Raw genomic sequence first — 17,201 nt, 5'->3', positions numbered from 1 at the left:
AGGCTGCTCCAGACGTTCAAACAAATCGAAGAGCGCGCAAGCTAGCCGATTTCAGCCGTTCGGGTACTCCACAAAATAAGCTTCCCGCAATGCATCTTCGAGCAGCCGGCCCTCCGAATAGCCATTGAGCGTCGCAGGCCGGCTGACGCCGTCCAGCAGGCGCGGACACGGCTCGGGCGCACCGAGCACGGTGCGCACCGGAATGCGCTCGGCATAGATCGGCAATTCGTAATCCTCATCATCGTCGGCGACACCCTTGGCGCGGACTTTTGCCGAGGCCTCCTCGATCTCCATGGCGATGAAGGAGGTCGCCTTGATCTCCTGCGTGTTGCTTGCCCGCAGGCTCGCGGTGCGATCCGGGAAGAAGCGGTCGACCATGGCGATCACCGCCCGCTCCTTTTCCTCGGGATCGGTAACGAGATAGGCTGTGCCGAATGCCATCACCGCGCGGTAATCGGCGGAGTGATTGAAGCCGCAGCGCGCCAGCACGAGGCTGTCGAGATGCGCGACCGTCAGGCAGACGCGCTCACCCCTGGTCTGGTTGCGCAGCATGCGGCTGGCACTCGAGCCGTGCCAGTAGAGCTTAGTGCCCTCGCGCCAGAAGAAGGTCGGCGTGCAATAGGGCTGGCCGTCGATGACATAGGAGACGTGGCACATCATCGAGGAATCCAGGATGCGGTGAACCGTGTCGTGATCGTAGAAGCCGCGGTCATGACGGCGCTTGACCTGGTTGCGCGCCGAGGTCGGATAGGAATTCTGGCTTTCGGTCTGGCTCACGGCCGCTCCTGTCGGGACTGGAACAATTCCAGGAGAGTTGTAGCCATGGATTTGGTCTGCGATAGTGCCAATTCCATGCAAAAAATTCCGACCAATTCGTCCTCACCGGCCAAAGCCGAGCTGCCGCTCGACCTCACCGGTCCCCACATCACGCCAGGCGCTTCCGCGGCGCACCGGCTGTATCAGGCGCTGTGCGAGATGATCGTCTCCGGCCTCGTCAAACCCGGCGAGCCGCTGCCGCCGTCGCGGACGCTGGCGAAGCAAACCGGATTTCGGCGCAACGCCGTCGTCACCGCCTATGAACGTCTGATCGCCGACGGCTTTGCCGACGCCACCGTCGGCTCCGGCACCTTCGTCGCCGCGCGCATTCCCGCACCTGCGGCCGGGCCGAAGAAAGCGAAGATCGTGGTCGAGGCACCACGACAGGGCGCGTTCGCGCTCGGCTGTACCCATATCGACGAGCGCGCGCTGCAGCGTTTTCGCGCCTTCGTCGGCCGGCGCATGCGCGCGTTCGGATCCGAGCATCTGCATTATGGCGATCCCCGCGGCAGCCGCGAGCTGCGTGCCGCGATCGCCGATCATCTGTTGTCGGCGCGCGGCCTGCGCTGCGACCCCGACCAGATCATGCTGACCTCAGGCACGCTGCATGCGCTGCGCATCGTGCTAAGCGCGATCCTCAAGCCGAACGACCAGGTCTGGTGCGAAGACCCAGGTTATCCCGCCGCGCGCAAGACGATCGCGCATTGCGGCTATCGCGCCGTCCCCGTTCCCGTGGACGAACATGGGATGCGCATCGCCAAGGGGCGAACTGCGGGGCCGAACGCACGCGCGGCCTATGTGACGCCGTCGCACCAGTTTCCGCTGGGCGTGCAGATGTCGATGCCGCGGCGGCTGGAGTTACTTGACTGGGCCAGACAGGCCGGCGCCTTCGTGCTGGAGGACGATTACGACAGCGAGTTCCGCTATGACGGCGCACCGCTGATGTCGCTCGCCGGCATCGATCATCTCCAGCGCGTGATCTACATGGGCACGTTCGCCAAGACGCTGTTTCCGGGCCTGCGCATCGGCTATTGCGCCCTGCCCGAGCGACTGATCGCCGACGTGACCGCCGCGCGCGCCGCGCTCGACCGCTTTCCGGGCACGCTGATGGAAGGCGCGGTGGCGGACATGCTCAATTCCGGCGCGTTTGCCGCAAACCTCAAGCGCGTGCGAAAACTCTATCGCGAAGCGCGCGATGCGCTGGCTGAGACGCTGGAAGCCAGATCCGACGGCGTCCTGTCCGTGCCGGTGCCGTCGCAAGGGTTGCACCTTGTCGCCCGCTTCGATCCGTCGGTTGATCTGTCGGTGGCCGCAGAAGCGAAGCGGGCGGCCGGTGCGGAAGGCTGGCTGCTGGCCGACACCTATTCACGCGCACGCCCCCTGCCGGGCTTCGTGCTGGGATTTTCGGGACACGCGGTTCCCGAGCTCGTGACGTCCGCGGAACGGCTCGCGCGGGAATCGCGCGCGGCGCTGCGCGTGAAAGGCAGGTCGGCCCGGCGAGCGTGACGAAGCTTCCCTATCAGAATCGGTGACCGCTCCCTACATTGCGGCATCGATTCCGGGAGTCCTCACCATGTCACTCTGTCGCGCGGCCTGCCTCTCGCTCCTCATCGCCAGCGCGCTTGCATCGACGGCGCGTGCCGCCACGGTCGGGCGTGTGGAGGATATCGCCGATCTCAAGCTTGGTCAGCGTGTGCTCGTGGATGATGGAACCTGCCCGGCCGGACAGGTCAAGGAGGTGCGCGGCGCGAAGATGACCGAGAAGGGGGTCGCCCGCACCAGTTCCTGCGTGCCGCGACACGGTCCGAAGTCGAAATGATAATCTGAGACGCTACTTCGCCGGATCGAACATGCACTGCAAGGTCGGCTTGGCGATCTTGGTGAAGGTGGGCCCGATCTCGCCCTGCTTGGACATCGGCACCCAATCGGTCTCGATCGTCGGAACGCCGGTCTCGCTGATCCCGCGCAGCAGCGCCTCGCGCAGATCACGGTCCTCGACGACGGCGGCGGCATGATCATGCAGGCAGCCGCAAACTGCTTCCGGATGCTCCCAGCGACCGAGCATGCGCGGCGCGCACTGCCTCACGAACTCGGTGCGGGGATCAGGCAACCTGGAGGGGGAGCGCACCTGCGCCTGGACGGAACTGATCGTCAGAAGACAAATGAACGCTGCGGCGCTGAGACGACGGAACATGATGGCCTTTGACGGCTGATTTTCTTGTTGGCGATCAGAAGCGTGCGGCGACCACGAGCTGCGGTGCGGGAGCGATGACCGGCGAGCCGCTGTACTGGAAGGTGCCGATCCCCGGGAGGTTGCCGTCGGGCGTGCCCGCGAAGGACGAACCTGCAAGCACGAAACCGAAAGCAAGGATGAAGCTGAGCGCGCGCATGGTCTTGTCCCTCAATTCCGAGGCCGGCGGTGCGCCGTCGTCGTTATGAAGCTGATAACCATGGGCGGTTTCGCGCGTGATGCGCCAAAAGCGGAAAATGGTTTCGTCTTCGTGCGAATTGTTTCGTCCGGTCCGTGGGGACGAAACAATTCTCGGAAAATGCCAATCATTTCAGTCAGGTTGCGCCTCAGCTCAAAGTGACGAGGCAAGTCCTCGTTCAAGTGCGGCTGTGCTCCGGACGCGGGCATCGTCATGCGCGCGCCTTGCACGCTTCACATGGGTTTTACGTTTTTCTGCTGAAGAGACGCCAAACGAAGGTTGGGCCCTGTCGAACCGGGGGCGCTTCGGCTGCGACCCAAGCCATCGAAACCGAGACGCCCGGATCACCGGGCGCATTCACGTGAGGAATGGCCATCATGGTGGCGCAAGATCGCGCAACGACGCGCGAGGCGGACCAACGAACGGACCGCGGAGATCAACGACAAGTCCGCAGCAGCGCCACATCGCCTGGCGAAATGGCGCTGCAATCGAGCCGCGGTTATGAGGCCGCGCCGCAGATGTTCGTGCGCCTGACCGGCTCGCATCTCGCAAAGCCGCGCGCCGGTCGTACCGTCATTACTGAGTGAAGAATTCGCCGCACTTCTGGACGTTGGCGTCGGCCGGTCCCCACGGCATGATCGGCACGGTCGAGGTCGAGTTCTTCGGTGAGCCCTCGATCAGCCTGTCCGAATAGACCATGTAGACCAGCACGTTGCGCTTGGCGTCACAGCCGCGCACGATCTGCATCTTCTTGAAGAACAGCGAGCGGCGCTGACGGAACATGTCGTCGCCCTGTTCCATCTTGTTCTTGAACTTGATCGGACCGATCTGGCGGCAGGCGAGCGAGATGTCCGAGACCTCCTCGGCAAGGCCGAGCCAGCCCTTGAAACCGCCCTTCTCCGGCACAGTGAAATGACAGGCGACGCCATCGACTTCGGGATCGTCGAGGCCGTAGGTCGCGAGCTTGTCGTTCGGGCTCATCCATTTGAATACGGTGGAGCGGCGGAAGATCAGATCGGGCTCATCGGCGGCGGACGCGGAAGCCATGGGCATGGCCAGAGCCAGGAGGAATAAAGCAAGGCCTTTCAAGCGGATGCCGGAAAGACCGGGGAAACGGGATGACATGAAGTTCTCCGGTAACGAGTCCCCTTAATGTAGGAACGCGACAGCCGGACAGGAAGGTGACGGGGGCCCGATCGCGGCCGCCGTTTACCGCTCTGTGAGGCTTTTTTGCTACGTCTTGGACAAAAGTAGCTGACGGCAGAACTGCCCTGCTGGTGAACGCGTATCCCCTCTGCGACACTAACGTCTGATTTGGATTATGGATTCGAGGATGAATAGCGTGAACGGGTCCGGTGTTTCTGCCAAGCCGGCGCGGCTTTGGCAGGTCGCCATTTTGACGGCGGCGGGTGCGATCGGCACGGCGAGCCAGGCGGAAGCAGCATTTTACTACTGGAACGATTATTCCGACGGCTCCTACGGCCGGCAGGAACGGCATCCTGAAGAGCCGCGACAGAAGCCGCCGAAACACGGCGCCTCCAGCAAGAAAAAGGATGTGGTTGCCGAGAAGGAAGTCGGCACCAAACCGCAAGGCCCGCTCGTCATCGTCGTCTCGATCGACCGGCAGAAGGTGACTGTCTACGACACCAATGGCGTGTTCGCGGAATCTCCGGTGTCGACCGGCATGAAGGGCCACTCGACGCCGATGGGTGTGTTCAGCGTCATCCAGAAGCACAAATTCCACCACTCCAACATCTATAGCGGCGCGCCGATGCCGTATATGCAGCGGATCACCTGGTCCGGCGTCGCCATGCATGCCGGCGTGCTGCCGGGCTATCCGGCCTCGCATGGCTGCATCCGCATGCCGATGGCGTTCGCCGTGAAGATGTGGAACTGGACCAAGATGGGCGCGCGCGTGCTCGTCACGCCGGGCGAGATGACGCCGCACAGCTTCCAGCACCAGTTGCTCGCCTCCGTGCGCGTACCGCCACAGCCCGCGGCCAGCCTGGAGTCGCCGACCAATATCGGCGACAAGGCCGACAAGGGTGCGGCCGGAGCCAAGGTCACCGAAGCCAAGCCGCAGGAGACAAAGACCGCGAGCGCGGACAGCGTGCTCGAACTGCGCTCGTCGGTCGGCCACACCGTGATGTCGGATGTGACCACCGGCAATGCGCCGGCGCGCGAGGAAACCACGGCACCGACCGACAAGGTTGACGCGCCAGCGAAGTCCGAAACCACGACGGCCGACGCATCTGACGCGGCCAAGCCGCAGTCGGAAGAAGCCGCGAGCGCCGACAAGGTCGAGGCTGCGAAAACCGAACCAGCCAAGGGCGAACCGTCCACGTCGGACGTCAGCAAATCCGAGCCGACCAAATCCGAGCCCGTCAAGACTGAAGCGGCCGACACCGCAAAGAAGCCTGACGCAGCCGTCACCGCCACGGCGCCTGCGCCTGATGCCAAGAAGGACGAGAGCCGGGTCGCGGATCCCGCGCCGGCCGCGAAGCCGGACGCGCCCAAGCGGGCCGGCCAGATCGCGGTCTTCATCAGCCGCAAGGATTCCAAGCTCTACGTGCGGCAGAACTTTGCGCCGCTGTTCGATGTGCCGATCACGATCGCCGCGAGCGACCGCCCGCTCGGCACGCATGTCTTCACCGCCGAAGTCGACAAGGCCGATTCCAATGCGCTGCATTGGTCGGTGGTGTCGCTGCCCGTCTCCGCGCGTTCCGCCGCGCGCGAGGATGACAGCCGCGTGACGCGCCGCAAGGGTGGCGCCGCGGTGATCCCCGTCGCCGCAAAGCCGGTGGTCACGCCGGACAGCCCGGCTGAAGCGCTCGACCGCATCTCGATCCCCGCCGACACCATGGCGAAGGTCAACGAGATGCTGACCTCCGGCGGCTCGATCATCGTCTCCGATCAGGGCATCAACCAGGGCGAGACCGGCGAAGGCACTGATTTCATCGTCCGCCTGTACTAGAGGCGCTGTCGCTCCCGATAACGCGGTGTTGACGAGTCCGGCACGCAGCGGCGATGTAACATCCTCCCTCGATCATTTCGGGGGGATTCCGTCATGATGAACCGCAGGACCATGCTGATCGCGACGCTTGCAGGGACGCTCGCGCCTGTCACGCGCGCGCTCGCCGATGGCGGCATGAGCCGCATCCCCGCCTACGCCTTCTCCTTCCCGGCGCTCTCCGGCGACGACATCCGCCTCGCCGCGTTCGCCGGCAAGCCGCTGCTGGTGGTCAACACCGCATCACTCTGTGGCTACACGCCGCAATATGCCGGCCTGCAAGAGCTCTGGAGCGAGTTTCGCGCGCGCGGGCTCACCGTGATCGGCGTGCCCTCCAACGATTTCGGTAGCCAGGAGCCGGGCGGCACGAGCGAGATCACGGAGACCGCGCACCACCAATACGGCGTTACCTTCCCGATCGCGGCCAAGGCCGTGGTGGTCGGCGCCAAGGCGCATCCGTTCTACAAATGGGCCGCCGAGGCGCGACCAAAGGATGTTCCGCGCTGGAACTTCCACAAATATATGATCGGCCGTGACGGCTATATTGCCGAGGTCTTTGCCTCCGCGGTCGAGCCCACCGACACACGGGTCAAGACAGCGGTCGCCAAGGCGCTGGCCGACAGCTGACGCGCCGCGCCCAATCCGGTTGGGCACAATTGTGGCGGGTTGCCAAACAGCCGTTGCAATGGCGAGGGCCCACCATCTAGGCTAGGATCGTTTGGGGCAGGATGGTTTTGCCGGAAGCGAAAAGCCACGGCAGAACAACGGGATCAATCTCGAGGACAACACCATGCGTGTGGCGGCAGGACTAATTCTGGCAAGCGCGATGTCTTTAGGCATGACCGGCGCGGCATGGTCGCAGACGCCGGCCGCAAAGCCCGCGGCAGCCACGCAAGCCGCACCGGCTGCAACGCCCGCCGCAGCACCTGCTCCCGCGCCGGTAGCCGCCGCGCCAGCGGGCTTCGTCAATCCGCCCCCGCCGCAACAGGCGCCGCAGCCGGCCCGCGCGGCCTGCAACACGCTGGGCGCGCTCGGCGTCGCCCGCACCGTCGAGATTGACACGACAGGCGGTCCCGGCTTCGGCTTCGAGCATTTCAAGGAGCTCGACTTCCTGCGCGACAAGGAGGTCGTGCTGACCTTCGACGACGGCCCCTGGCCGAAGAACACGCCCGCCGTGCTGAAGGCGCTCGCCGACGAATGCACCACCGGCATCTTCTTCTCGATCGGCAAGCACGCGACCTATGAGCCGGAGATCCTCAAGCAGGTCTATGCGGCCGGCCACACGGTCGGCACCCACACCTGGTCGCACGCCAATCTCAACAACAAGAAGCTCACCGAAGCGCAGCGCAAGGAAGAGATCGAGAAAGGTCTTTCCGCGGTGAAGTGGGCGCTCGGCGGCATCTCGCCCTCGCCGTTCTTCCGCTTCCCGGCGCTCCAGCATCCGCCGGAGATGGTCACCTATCTCGGCAACCGCAACACCGCGATCTTCTCCTGCGACATCGACTCCTTCGACTTCAAGGCCTCGAAGCCCGAGAAGGTGATCGAGACCGTGATGAAGAAGCTCGACAGCAAGGGCAAGGGCATCATCCTGATGCACGACTTCCAGAAGCACACCGCCGAAGCCCTGCCCGAGCTGCTCAAGCGCCTGAAGGCCGGTGGCTACAAGGTGGTGGCGATGCGCGCCAAATTCCCGGCCTCGACGCTGCCCGAATACGACCAGGAGCTGCTCAAGGACGTCAAGCTGCCGACGGTGAGCACCCGGCCGGTCAACAGCGTCGTGACGACGGTCTCGGAATAGACTGCACTTGTCTTTCCGGTTTGAAGGTTACGTCATCATATCGGCGGACGGCATGCTTGCCGATCCGTCGCACATCATGCCGCCCACGCTGGTCTTCGAAGGCGACAAGCGCTTTTTCGAGCAGGCGCTCGATCGCGCCGCGATCGTCGTGCACGGCGGACACTCGCACGAGCAGCAGCCGAATTCGCCGAAGCGCAAGCGGCTGATCCTCACCCGCAAGATCAAGGCGCTCACCGTCGATCCGGAGATGCCGAACGCGACGCTGTGGAATCCCGAGCATGCGAGCTTCGAGGAGGCCTGCGCTTTCGCCGACGTCTCGTCCGGCACGGTCGCAATCATCGGCGGCCCCGTCGTGTTCGACATGTTCATGGACCGCTACGACACGTTCTGGCTGTCGGAAGCTCCGCATGTGCGGCTGCCCGGCGGTGAAGGCTGCTTTGTCGGCGTGCCGGAGCGGACGCCACATGAGGTGCTGGCGTCACACGGGCTGAAGCCGGGGGCGCCGTATCTGCTCGACGCGGCGCATGAGGTGACCGTCACGCCGTGGCGGCCGGCGAGAGGCTCCACTTAAAACTCGCAAAACAACCCCATGCACAGTACCGGTATTTTGCTACCAGCAATTATCTTATGGTTTCACCACGCATAACGAACGACGCCCTTGCCAGTATAGGACCGCGTCACGTTCGAAAATTCGCCCTCGAAAGCCGCAAGGGCCGACCAGCCGCTCAGCCATTTCTTTTCGACGGCGGCCGTCACGAGCGCGGAGTCCGCCCCCTGCGCAGCGCCGTTGACGACGAAGCTCGCGTCAGGCAGCGCCCTGAAAGTTGCGGCCATCGTCCGGTTCGGATTGAAATCGTGCCCCCATGCAAGTCGTCCGCGCAGCGTGAGGACACCGTCGCTCACGCCGAGAACCCTGTCGGTGCGGATGCCGAGTTCGGTGCGGGGATCGGTCACGCTCTTCGCATCATACGTCAGCGCAAACGCGCTGCTGCCTGAAAGCACGGACTCCGCATAGGCCGGCAAGGCGATGGTGGTGAACTGCCCTGCCACATAGGGCGTGACGCCGACGTTCATCCAGGGCGGAGCGAACCGGTAACCGCCCTCGGCTCGCGCGGACCAGGCGTTGGCGTTGAACCCGGCGCGCAGGCGATCTGAACCGGCGATGGCCACGGTCCGATCCGTGGTGACGTCCTGCCAGCCATAGGCCAGTGCCGTGGAGATATAGGCCGCCCCGTTGACATGCCGCATGTAAGCGCCGGCCTGGAACAGGTCGGAACGCCCGCTGCCGAGGCCGCTCACACTGAAATTGGTCCCGCCGCCGGCCAGCGCAAAGCCGGCTAGCGTATTTGCCGAAAGCCGGTAATCGGCCCCGACGGCGGTCCCAAACACACGGCTCGTCGCATCGTGCGATCCGAGAGCAGCATGTCCGTTGCTCTCCTGCGCCCCGCCGAAGCCGGACGCCCAGATGTTCCAACGCGCAGCCTCGCGGCACGGCCGAGGCTTGCCCTGGACGTCGGGCACGGCGCAGTCCGGCTCGCCGCGGCCGGCAAGCAAACCGACGAACTGCCCCATCGCCTCGAACGTCGTCTGCTGCACGCGTGTTGCGAGCTCCCCGGAGGCCTGCGTCAGCCCGCCCGCCGACAATGCCGCATAGACGCCGGGAATGCCGCCGTTCCGGTTGAACGAGTTCGTCAGCCCGTTGCCGACATTGCGCTGGTTGACGTTGAGGTCTGGCGCGATCGCGAAATCGAGCGCGAGGTTCAGATAGACGTTGTTGGCGTCATAGCTCAGCAAGCTATGGACGTTCGATGACAGACCGGTGTTGATGAGCGACACAAACGTTCCGGAGACGCCGCCGGCCGCACTGAGGATCGTATAGGTCTTCGAGACGTAGCTGCCGGGAGCAAACACTGCCTTCACGGTGGCGCCGCCCAGATCCGCCGTTCCCGTGACCGTCGTCGAGGCGGCGGCCGACGGGCTCACCTGCACCAGGTAGAACGCGCCGGACGCAAAGGCGAGACTGCCGTCGATCGTCAGCATGCTTCCCGCGCTGCCATTGCCCGGCGCGAGGGTGCCGCCGCCATCGATCGCCACCGTCGGCGACACGATGCTGCCCGCGCCCATCAGCACGGCGCCGGATTGCACCGTCGCGGACGAGGTCCCGTTGAGGGATCCCTCCACATCGAGCACGCCGCCGGCAACGACGGTACCACCGGTATAGGTGCTCGTGCCTGTCAGGGTGAGCGTGCCGGTGCCGACCTTTGTCAGCGAGCCACCCGAGCCCTCGCCACTGCCGCCGTCGCGCAGCACGCCGGAATAGACGGTCGAGAGGTTGTTGCCGCCGACCTCGAGGGTCGTCGAGCCGAGATAGATGGTGCCGGAGCCTTCGATCGACCCCATCGTGATGAAGGGAGACGAGCGGTCCGACACGTCGATGTCGGCGTTGTTGATGAAGCGCGCCGTTCCGCCACTGCTCGTATCGTGGAAATAGATCGTTCCTGTGCCGGTATTGGCGATCGTGGCATTGCCGGCCGTGCTTGCATCGTCGAAATAGACCGTGCCTGTATTGCTGATACTGGCATTGCCGGCGGTGCTGGTGTTCCTGAAATTGATCTCGCCGTCGCTGCGGATGACGGCGTTGCCGGCGGTGGCGCTCTGGGTGAAGGACAGCGTGGCGTCGTTGACATTGATCGTCGCGGTCCCCGCCGTGCTGTTGTTGCCAAACCTGACGCCGCTGACATTGATGTCGAGCACGACGCTGCCGCCGTTGACGACAATGCCGGCGTCGAGAAAACGCAACGACACTTCACCGTCAACGGTGATCACGTAATTTCCTGCATCGGCGTTGAAGGTCCATCCGCCGACCGATTGCATACTTAGAATACTCAGGTTCGTGATGCTGGACGCTCCGAACGAAGCGGTGCCGTCAGGCACGCTGCCGCCGCTCCAATTCGATCCCGCCGCGTAGGTACCCGAGCCGGGCGTGGCAAGCCAGGTTGCGTCGATCGCTTCGGCGGGCGATACGGTCACGACCAGCGCCGCCGTTACCAGAGCCGAAGTGCTGAGCCAGGCGGTCAACGAGCGTACCGACGCGCTCACCCACCCGTCAGCGGACCGGCCCGCGAAGACCGCCCCGAGATCAACACGCAACACCATTGCAGTCCTTAGCCCCGCTTTCGGCATCATGCCGTCCTGGACCCGGTCTCCCGGTGCCCGGGGCGCTATTCGAGCGTCCATGACGCAGCGTCAATACGAGCGGGCGGCCTGGAAACGCCGCATCAATAGACTGAGACAAAAGAGCAAAAGCCCGATGGCTTCGGGGCGTGGCGAGGCCGCCGATCGGGTGCTGCGCACCCCACGATACCGGCAGGATTCGTATACAAACGAACGACTTTCCCTGCTCCGGATATCTCCCTATACCCCCTGTCATCAATGGGCGGGCAGGACGGCGCCGCCTTTGCCCCGACCATCCAAGACGATCGAGACACGACCACGCCACCATGACCGACGACCGCACGACGACAGGTCCGAAGGAATCATCCGGACCGATGGGCGATGCCGCCCCGGTTTCATCCCTGCTGCCGGCATTCGGCTTCGCCGCGGATCAAATGGAGACTGACGCGAATGTCGCGGCCTGGCGCGAGGCGGTCGCAACGCTGTTCGACGTTGACGAACTCGCCGCCGACGAACCGGGCCCCTTCCGCGCCGACATCAGTTCCTATGCCATGGGGCCTGTGCTGATCGGGTTGAGCCGGGCCAGCGGTCAGCGTTTCCGCCGCACACCGGAGACGATTGCACGCAGCGGTGTCGACCACATCATCCTCCAGCTCTATGTGACAGGTGGCTTTGACGGCATCGCGGGCGCCAGACCGATCAGCGTGCGCGCCGGCGACATCTGCCTGTTCGACCTAGCCCAACCGCTGGAGACCAAGGCGACGGCGTTCGAGAATGTCACGCTGGTCGTGCCGCGCCCGATGTTCGGCACCCATCTCCTGCGGATCGACGACTTGCACGGCCTTGTGCTGCCGGGCAGCGGCGTGATCGCAAGGCTCCTCGCGGGGCCCCTCACCGCCCTGCTCGAATTTGCGCCCCGGATGACACTCGACGAATGTCAATCGGTGGTCGAGGGCACGGTCTCGCTGCTGGCCGCGTGCCTGCGCAACGAACTCGAGCGCGTCGAGGCTGACGCCGACCATTCGGCCACGGCAAGCCCGTCTTTGATGCGCATCCGCCAGCACATCGAGGCTGGCCTTGCCAGCGAGGATTTGTCGGCCTCATCGGTCGGCGCCCATTTCGGCCTGTCACGGGCTTCGCTGTACCGGCTGTTCGCGCCGGTGGGCGGTGTCGCCGACTACATCCGCAGCCGCCGACTGCACCGCGCCTTCTTCGACCTCGCCAATTCAGATGCGCGGAGCCTGAGGATCAGCGAGGTCGCGCGGCGCTGGCAACTCGGCACCGACGCGCATTTCGCCCGCTCCTTCAAGGCCGCCTATGGCATCACCCCACGCGCCGCGCGCGAGGCCGCATTGCTCGGTGTACAGCGCGGCACGGACGCGACGAACAGTGCGACGATCTCCCGGTGGATGCGCGAAATCGCGCCTCCGAGTGCGGATTGATAGCTCGGAAAGCATGTCGTTACGAGGATGGGCAGAGCGCAGAGCAACCCTGCTTCGCGCGCGACGTCACGCGACGGTGGTTCGGGGCGAACTGCATTTCTGGAGTTCGACGCGCACGTCCTGGAGGACGCTGCCCCAATCGCCGGGCTGAGGCTGCCGGAATTGCCGCAAGCTCGGATACCAGGGGCTGTCGTCGCGGTTCAGCAACCACCGCCAGCACCGATCGAAGCGATTGAGCAGCCAGACAGGCCGGCCGAGCGCGCCGGCAAGATGCACCACCGCGGTATCGACACCGATGACCAGATCGAGGGCCTCGATCAGCGCGGCGGTCTCGCCGAAGTCGTGGAGATCGCCGGTCCAATCATGCAGGGACAGACCGGGCGGCGGCGACTGGCTGGCCGCCGGTCCCTTCTGCAACGAGACGAAACTGACCCCCGGCAGGTCCGCCAGCTCTGACAATCGTTCGAGCGGCATGGATCGGCGCCGGTCGCCGCTCATCGTCTGATTGCCTGCCCAGACGAGGCCGACCCTGATGCCATCGAGCTGCGCGACGCGCTGGCGCCAGGCCGCCGCGCGTTGCGGATCGGCCCGGAGATAGGCCTGCTGCGGAATGGTGTCGAGCGTGGTGCCGAGAACCCGCGGCAGGCTCACCAGCGGGCAATGTAGATCGAATGGCGGCAGCGGATCACCACGGGCGACGATGCTCTCGAAACCCGGTAGGCCCGCCAGCAGCGGCATCAGCGGCCGCTGCACCTCGACGACGACCCGCCGCCCCGCCGCGATTGCCGGCACGAAGCGACAGAACTGGAGCGTATCGCCCAGCCCCTGCTCCGCATGCAACAGCAGGACCCGATCGCCGATATCGCCGCCATCCCAGTGCGGCTGGCTGAAGCCGCGGAGAAACGGCTTCTTCGTCTCCTGCTTCCACCGCCACTCGTATTCCCGCCAGCCTTCGTCGAACTGGCCGGCCAGCAACAGCGAGACCCCGAGGTTGAAATGCGCATCGGGATAATCCGGCCTTTGCGACACCGCCGCTCGCAAGCTTCGAATGGCTTCGTCAGGCCGCCCAAGATCGAACAGCAGGGTGCCGAGATTATTGAGCGCCTCCGGCCAGCCCGGATTGTGATTGAGAGCGGCCCGATAGCAGGGCTCCGCTTCGTGGAATCGACCGGACTCGCGAAGGGCATTGCCAAGGGTCAGTTGCGCCTGGACATAGTCCGGCTTCAGACGCAGAGCTTCCCTGCAGCACGCCTCTGCCTCTTCCAGACGTCCCTGCAGTCGCAGCAGGTCACCGAGATTGTTCAAGGCCTCGGGGAAATTTGGCTTGAGCTTGCAGGCTTCGCGAAGATTGACCTCCGCTTCGTCGAGGCGCCCCAATTTGACGAGCAGACCACCAAGATTGGCATGCGCCTCCGCAAATTTCGGGTTGAAGCGCAAGGCTTCGCGATAGCAGCGCTCGCATTCCTCGAACGCGGACAGATCGAACAGCACAGCCCCGAGGTTGCAATGGGCCGCCGCAAAATCCGGCTTCTGCCGCAACACATGCCGAAACTCGCTGATCGCATCGCCGAACTGCTTCCGCCTCACCAGCAGATTGGCGAGATTGAAACGGGCATCGACATGGGCGCGCGCGACGTTGAGGTCGAGGCCGGGAGGATGTCTCAGCACGAGCCGGCAATGAGCCTCCGCGCCCGTGAGGTCGCCGCATTCGCCCAGCAAGATGCCAAGCTGATTATGCGCATCCAGATTGTCGGGCTTGTGCCGCAGCGCTTCCCGGTAGCTCGCGATGGCCTCGTCCCTTCGTCCGAGCGCACGCAAGGCGCTAGCCATGTTGCCGTGATAGATGCTGTTGCGAGGCTGCAGCTTGACGGCTCGGATGGTGAGATCGAGCGCGGTGTCGGGGCGACCAGCCTGGAGCGAAGCAACCGCCAGAAGGTGAAGACTGTCCACATGATCCGGCTCGGATGCCAGGATCTGCCGATAGATCGCCTCGGCTTGCGGCAGGCGGCCTGCGCGATGATGCGCGAGAGCGGCCTCGAATGACACAGGGCCTGACGACGCTTCGGCAAACATTATGAGGGGGCCCCATCATCGACGCGATGACTCGCTCCCAATCATCCTGCAGCAACGACCTTGCGCGAAGCTGGACACGCCGCGAGCGTCCACGGGTCGGCTGCTCAGGCGGCGAGCGGCAGGGTGGAGTAGCTGAAGGCGTAATCCACCAACTTCTGTATCCGCGGTGAGAAGCGTTGGTGGGTTACGCCCGGCGCCCGCGCTTCGCGCGACCGCCAAGCTGACCCACCCTACGAAGGGACCTACGGCGCCGGAAGGTGATAGGCCAGCACGCCGCGCAGCGTGTGCACCGTGCCGCCGGCGCTGAGGCTGGTCATGAAATCCGACGCCAGATCGTCTCGCGTTCCGAGATGCGTCACGCGATATTCGGCGCGGGCCGAGATGCTGTCGGTGAAGAAGCGCTCGAAGCCGCCGCCGAACGTCGCGCCGTGATATTCCCGCGTCGGAGCGGTGCCGGGAAATCCGAGGAAATTGTACGAGATCGACTGCGCGGTTGTTCCGCTATAGCCACCGAGCAGATAGACCATCGTCTCCGGCGCCACGAGATAGCCGACACGTCCGCCGACCGTCCATCCCCACTTCACCGCGGCCAGATCCGACGAGATCTCGACACCTGCGCCAGATGCCTTGACCTTGGCGCCGCCATTGGTTCCGGCATCGATCAGCCCGAATGCGCCGATGACCCATTTCGGCGCGACCTGGCGATCGTAGCCGATGGTGAAGGTGCCGCCGACATCGGCGCCACCGAGACCGGACGCATTGATATCCAGCACGCCGGCGAACGAGCCGGCGACATGGGGCGTGATGACGTCGCCCCCGATGCCCGCGCCGACATAGACGCCCGTCCAGGTCGGATTCAGCACCGGCGCTGCTGCTGCGGTCGCAGGCCCGCCGAACTGGCCGAAACGATAGGCCGCGCCGATCCTGACCACATGCTGGGACAGGTCGGTGGTCCAGACCGCGCCAAGCGGATCGACCGTGGTCTGCTGGCCAAGCGCGACATAGCGGTATTCGCCGCGCAATGACACGTTATTGGCGAGGCGATATTCCGCGCCGGCGCCGACCGTGTAGCCGTGCGAGGTCAGCGCCGGCTCCTGAACCGTGAACGACGGACCGCCGAAAATCACGTAGTTCAGGTTCCAGTTGTTGATCCGCATCTCGCTGTAGCCGGCAAGGCCGTAGAGCAGGATATCGGGCGTCACCAGGAATCCGGCGCGGCCGCCGATGGTCCAGCCCTGGTCGAGCGACGGCAGCGCGGCGCTCAGGCTCTGGCCGAAGAAGAACGGGCTCGATGCACTAGCCGTCGTCCGCTGGCGCGACCAGTCGTAATCGACGAAGCCGCCGACCACGACGCGCGGCGCGACCTGGACGTCGAAGCCGGCGAAGGCCGACAGACCGAGATCGGCGCCCTGCAAGCCGTCGAGATTGAACAAATCCGCCCCACCGCCAGCCGGCGCAAGGCGCGACCGGCCCGTCGCAAAGTCGAAGCCGAGGCCACCGCCGACATAGAATTGGGTCCAGTTCGCCACGGGCGCAGCCAGCGGCCGCGCCTTCACGGGCAAGTCAGCAGCGCCCGCCGCCGTTGCAGTAAAGGCTGCAACATGCGCCGCCCCCAGAACAGCCACCGCACGCGCTGCCCGTCGCTTCGAATGAACCAAGTCCCGCCCCCGTCGCCTCCGGTTGCAGACACGCAACCGCCCGAGCGCTAATATTCTTCACTCGCAGAGTTCGACAAGCCCGCAGGCGCGCGCGATTCACAGCGGCGAAGATTTTGTGGAATCGCTGTGATCTTAAAGCCATAATGTGTGAATGAGGGTTCACGCGATGGACGCGCCAAGACGTTCTGAAAGCCTCGACTCGGCTACACGTCGCCGTAGGCCGTTTCTGCCGAACGCGTGGCACGGCCATAACCCATGATCATGAACAGCGCGCCGATGATGGAGAGATTCTTCAGCGCGTCGACCAGCATCTTGGCGTTGTCGGGCGCCGCCTGATTCCAGAAATCGGAGAACAGGACGGTCGAGACCGCGATATAGACGATCATCAGCATCGCGAAGAACCGCGCGCCGAAGTTCAGCGCGATCATCAGCCCCGCGATGATCTCGAGCCCGCCGACCGCGATGGCCAAGAGCTGCGGCGTGGTCATGGCCGTCAGCGTCTCGACCTGCTTGGCGTAAGGCGCGATCACATCTGGCACCACGACCTTGGTGGCGATGAAATCCGCCGTCGCCTGGATGGCGAACAACTTCGTTGCGCCCGTGTAGATGAACAGCACGGCGAACAGGATTCGCCCGAAAGTCACGAACGCTGGCATGATCGGCCTCTTGGCTCAGGCTTTTTGAAATCGGCGTCTTGACGAGACTACCGCGCGATTATGATGAGTCGTGCGCCGGTTTACAAACGGGGAAATGGCGAACTGAAAGTAATTCAAAGTTGGCGCGGGCGGTGCACCTTCTCTC

The 17,201-nt window shown here is 64.6% G+C and carries 16 protein-coding genes; 8 read left to right on the top strand and 8 right to left on the bottom strand.

Features of this window, described 5'->3' with window-relative positions; translation table 11 throughout:
- Positions 1-51: 51 nt before the first annotated feature.
- Positions 52-777: a pyridoxamine 5'-phosphate oxidase family protein gene (locus AC1RR3_RS29410; RefSeq protein ID WP_492827222.1), complete on the bottom strand. Its 726-nt coding sequence runs from the start codon at positions 775-777 to the stop codon at positions 52-54.
- Between the two features lie 75 nt (positions 778-852).
- Here AC1RR3_RS29410 and pdxR point away from each other — a divergent pair, with 75 nt between their 5' ends.
- Positions 853-2,322, top strand: coding sequence for a MocR-like pyridoxine biosynthesis transcription factor PdxR (pdxR, locus tag AC1RR3_RS29405; protein ID WP_492827499.1), 1,470 nt, complete (start codon positions 853-855; stop codon positions 2,320-2,322).
- A gap of 67 nt (positions 2,323-2,389) precedes the next feature.
- Complete coding sequence (locus tag AC1RR3_RS29400; protein WP_492827220.1) at positions 2,390-2,635, top strand: DUF6719 family protein; 246 nt, start codon at positions 2,390-2,392, stop codon at positions 2,633-2,635.
- Between the two features lie 12 nt (positions 2,636-2,647).
- Here AC1RR3_RS29400 and AC1RR3_RS29395 read toward each other — a convergent pair whose 3' ends face one another.
- Together AC1RR3_RS29395 and AC1RR3_RS29390 are read right to left on the bottom strand one after the other, a co-directional pair.
- On the bottom strand, positions 2,648-3,010 hold the full coding sequence (locus tag AC1RR3_RS29395) for a hypothetical protein (protein WP_492827218.1): 363 nt from the start codon (positions 3,008-3,010) through the stop codon (positions 2,648-2,650).
- A 34-nt stretch (positions 3,011-3,044) separates the two neighbouring features.
- A complete protein-coding gene (locus AC1RR3_RS29390; RefSeq protein ID WP_492827216.1) occupies positions 3,045-3,206 on the bottom strand; it encodes a hypothetical protein in 162 nt (53 codons plus the stop codon).
- Between the two features lie 416 nt (positions 3,207-3,622).
- Here AC1RR3_RS29390 and AC1RR3_RS29385 point away from each other — a divergent pair, with 416 nt between their 5' ends.
- Positions 3,623-3,832 (top strand): hypothetical protein, encoded by a 210-nt coding sequence (locus tag AC1RR3_RS29385; protein ID WP_492827498.1) that lies wholly within the window; start codon positions 3,623-3,625, stop codon positions 3,830-3,832.
- Here AC1RR3_RS29385 and AC1RR3_RS29380 read toward each other — a convergent pair.
- Positions 3,822-4,370: a CreA family protein gene (locus AC1RR3_RS29380; protein WP_492827214.1), complete on the bottom strand. Its 549-nt coding sequence runs from the start codon at positions 4,368-4,370 to the stop codon at positions 3,822-3,824. The genes AC1RR3_RS29385 and AC1RR3_RS29380 overlap by 11 nt on opposite strands.
- 208 nt (positions 4,371-4,578) lie before the next feature.
- Between AC1RR3_RS29380 and AC1RR3_RS29375 the strand changes: the two genes are divergently transcribed.
- From AC1RR3_RS29375 to AC1RR3_RS29360, 4 genes are all read left to right on the top strand, one after another.
- A complete protein-coding gene (locus tag AC1RR3_RS29375; protein ID WP_492827212.1) occupies positions 4,579-6,219 on the top strand; it encodes a L,D-transpeptidase in 1,641 nt (546 codons plus the stop codon).
- A 93-nt stretch (positions 6,220-6,312) separates the two neighbouring features.
- The gene (locus tag AC1RR3_RS29370; RefSeq protein WP_492827211.1) at positions 6,313-6,882 is read left to right on the top strand and encodes a glutathione peroxidase; all 570 of its coding nucleotides are present in this window, start codon (positions 6,313-6,315) and stop codon (positions 6,880-6,882) included.
- Positions 6,883-7,045: 163 nt separating this feature from the next.
- Positions 7,046-8,053, top strand: coding sequence for a polysaccharide deacetylase family protein (locus tag AC1RR3_RS29365; RefSeq protein WP_492827209.1), 1,008 nt, complete (start codon positions 7,046-7,048; stop codon positions 8,051-8,053).
- A gap of 7 nt (positions 8,054-8,060) precedes the next feature.
- Entirely contained in the window at positions 8,061-8,624 is a 564-nt protein-coding gene (locus AC1RR3_RS29360) for a dihydrofolate reductase family protein (protein WP_492827207.1), read from the top strand.
- A 62-nt stretch (positions 8,625-8,686) separates the two neighbouring features.
- Here AC1RR3_RS29360 and AC1RR3_RS29355 read toward each other — a convergent pair whose 3' ends face one another.
- Positions 8,687-11,209, bottom strand: coding sequence for an autotransporter domain-containing protein (locus tag AC1RR3_RS29355; RefSeq protein WP_492827205.1), 2,523 nt, complete (start codon positions 11,207-11,209; stop codon positions 8,687-8,689).
- A 344-nt stretch (positions 11,210-11,553) separates the two neighbouring features.
- Here AC1RR3_RS29355 and AC1RR3_RS29350 point away from each other — a divergent pair, with 344 nt between their 5' ends.
- Positions 11,554-12,669 (top strand): helix-turn-helix domain-containing protein, encoded by a 1,116-nt coding sequence (locus AC1RR3_RS29350; RefSeq protein ID WP_492827203.1) that lies wholly within the window; start codon positions 11,554-11,556, stop codon positions 12,667-12,669.
- A 66-nt stretch (positions 12,670-12,735) separates the two neighbouring features.
- Here AC1RR3_RS29350 and AC1RR3_RS29345 read toward each other — a convergent pair whose 3' ends face one another.
- The 3 genes from AC1RR3_RS29345 to AC1RR3_RS29335 form a co-directional block, all read right to left on the bottom strand.
- On the bottom strand, positions 12,736-14,742 hold the full coding sequence (locus AC1RR3_RS29345) for a tetratricopeptide repeat protein (protein WP_492827201.1): 2,007 nt from the start codon (positions 14,740-14,742) through the stop codon (positions 12,736-12,738).
- A 242-nt stretch (positions 14,743-14,984) separates the two neighbouring features.
- A complete protein-coding gene (locus AC1RR3_RS29340) occupies positions 14,985-16,367 on the bottom strand; it encodes an outer membrane protein (protein ID WP_492827199.1) in 1,383 nt (460 codons plus the stop codon).
- Between the two features lie 236 nt (positions 16,368-16,603).
- A complete protein-coding gene (locus tag AC1RR3_RS29335) occupies positions 16,604-17,056 on the bottom strand; it encodes a DoxX family protein (protein WP_492827197.1) in 453 nt (150 codons plus the stop codon).
- Positions 17,057-17,201: the final 145 nt, after the last annotated feature.

Source organism: Bradyrhizobium sp. GW821-FHT13H05, from assembly GCF_058804065.1.
The sequence above is the reverse complement of the archived record's forward strand: the minus strand, read 5'-3'. Positions and strand labels throughout refer to the sequence as shown.

Excerpts from the sequence above, each read along its gene's own strand:
- pdxR (WP_492827499.1), top strand. The coding sequence starts at position 853 with ATGCAAAAAATTCCGACCAATTCGTCCTCACCGGCCAAAGCCGAGCTG.
- AC1RR3_RS29400 (WP_492827220.1), top strand. The coding sequence starts at position 2,390 with ATGTCACTCTGTCGCGCGGCCTGCCTCTCGCTCCTCATCGCCAGCGCG.
- AC1RR3_RS29395 (WP_492827218.1), bottom strand. The coding sequence starts at position 3,010 with ATGTTCCGTCGTCTCAGCGCCGCAGCGTTCATTTGTCTTCTGACGATC.
- AC1RR3_RS29390 (WP_492827216.1), bottom strand. The coding sequence starts at position 3,206 with ATGCGCGCGCTCAGCTTCATCCTTGCTTTCGGTTTCGTGCTTGCAGGT.
- AC1RR3_RS29385 (WP_492827498.1), top strand. The coding sequence starts at position 3,623 with ATGGTGGCGCAAGATCGCGCAACGACGCGCGAGGCGGACCAACGAACG.
- AC1RR3_RS29380 (WP_492827214.1), bottom strand. The coding sequence starts at position 4,370 with ATGTCATCCCGTTTCCCCGGTCTTTCCGGCATCCGCTTGAAAGGCCTT.
- AC1RR3_RS29375 (WP_492827212.1), top strand. The coding sequence starts at position 4,579 with ATGAATAGCGTGAACGGGTCCGGTGTTTCTGCCAAGCCGGCGCGGCTT.
- AC1RR3_RS29370 (WP_492827211.1), top strand. The coding sequence starts at position 6,313 with ATGATGAACCGCAGGACCATGCTGATCGCGACGCTTGCAGGGACGCTC.
- AC1RR3_RS29365 (WP_492827209.1), top strand. The coding sequence starts at position 7,046 with ATGCGTGTGGCGGCAGGACTAATTCTGGCAAGCGCGATGTCTTTAGGC.
- AC1RR3_RS29355 (WP_492827205.1), bottom strand. The coding sequence starts at position 11,209 with ATGGTGTTGCGTGTTGATCTCGGGGCGGTCTTCGCGGGCCGGTCCGCT.
- AC1RR3_RS29350 (WP_492827203.1), top strand. The coding sequence starts at position 11,554 with ATGACCGACGACCGCACGACGACAGGTCCGAAGGAATCATCCGGACCG.
- AC1RR3_RS29345 (WP_492827201.1), bottom strand. The coding sequence starts at position 14,742 with ATGTTTGCCGAAGCGTCGTCAGGCCCTGTGTCATTCGAGGCCGCTCTC.
- AC1RR3_RS29335 (WP_492827197.1), bottom strand. The coding sequence starts at position 17,056 with ATGCCAGCGTTCGTGACTTTCGGGCGAATCCTGTTCGCCGTGCTGTTC.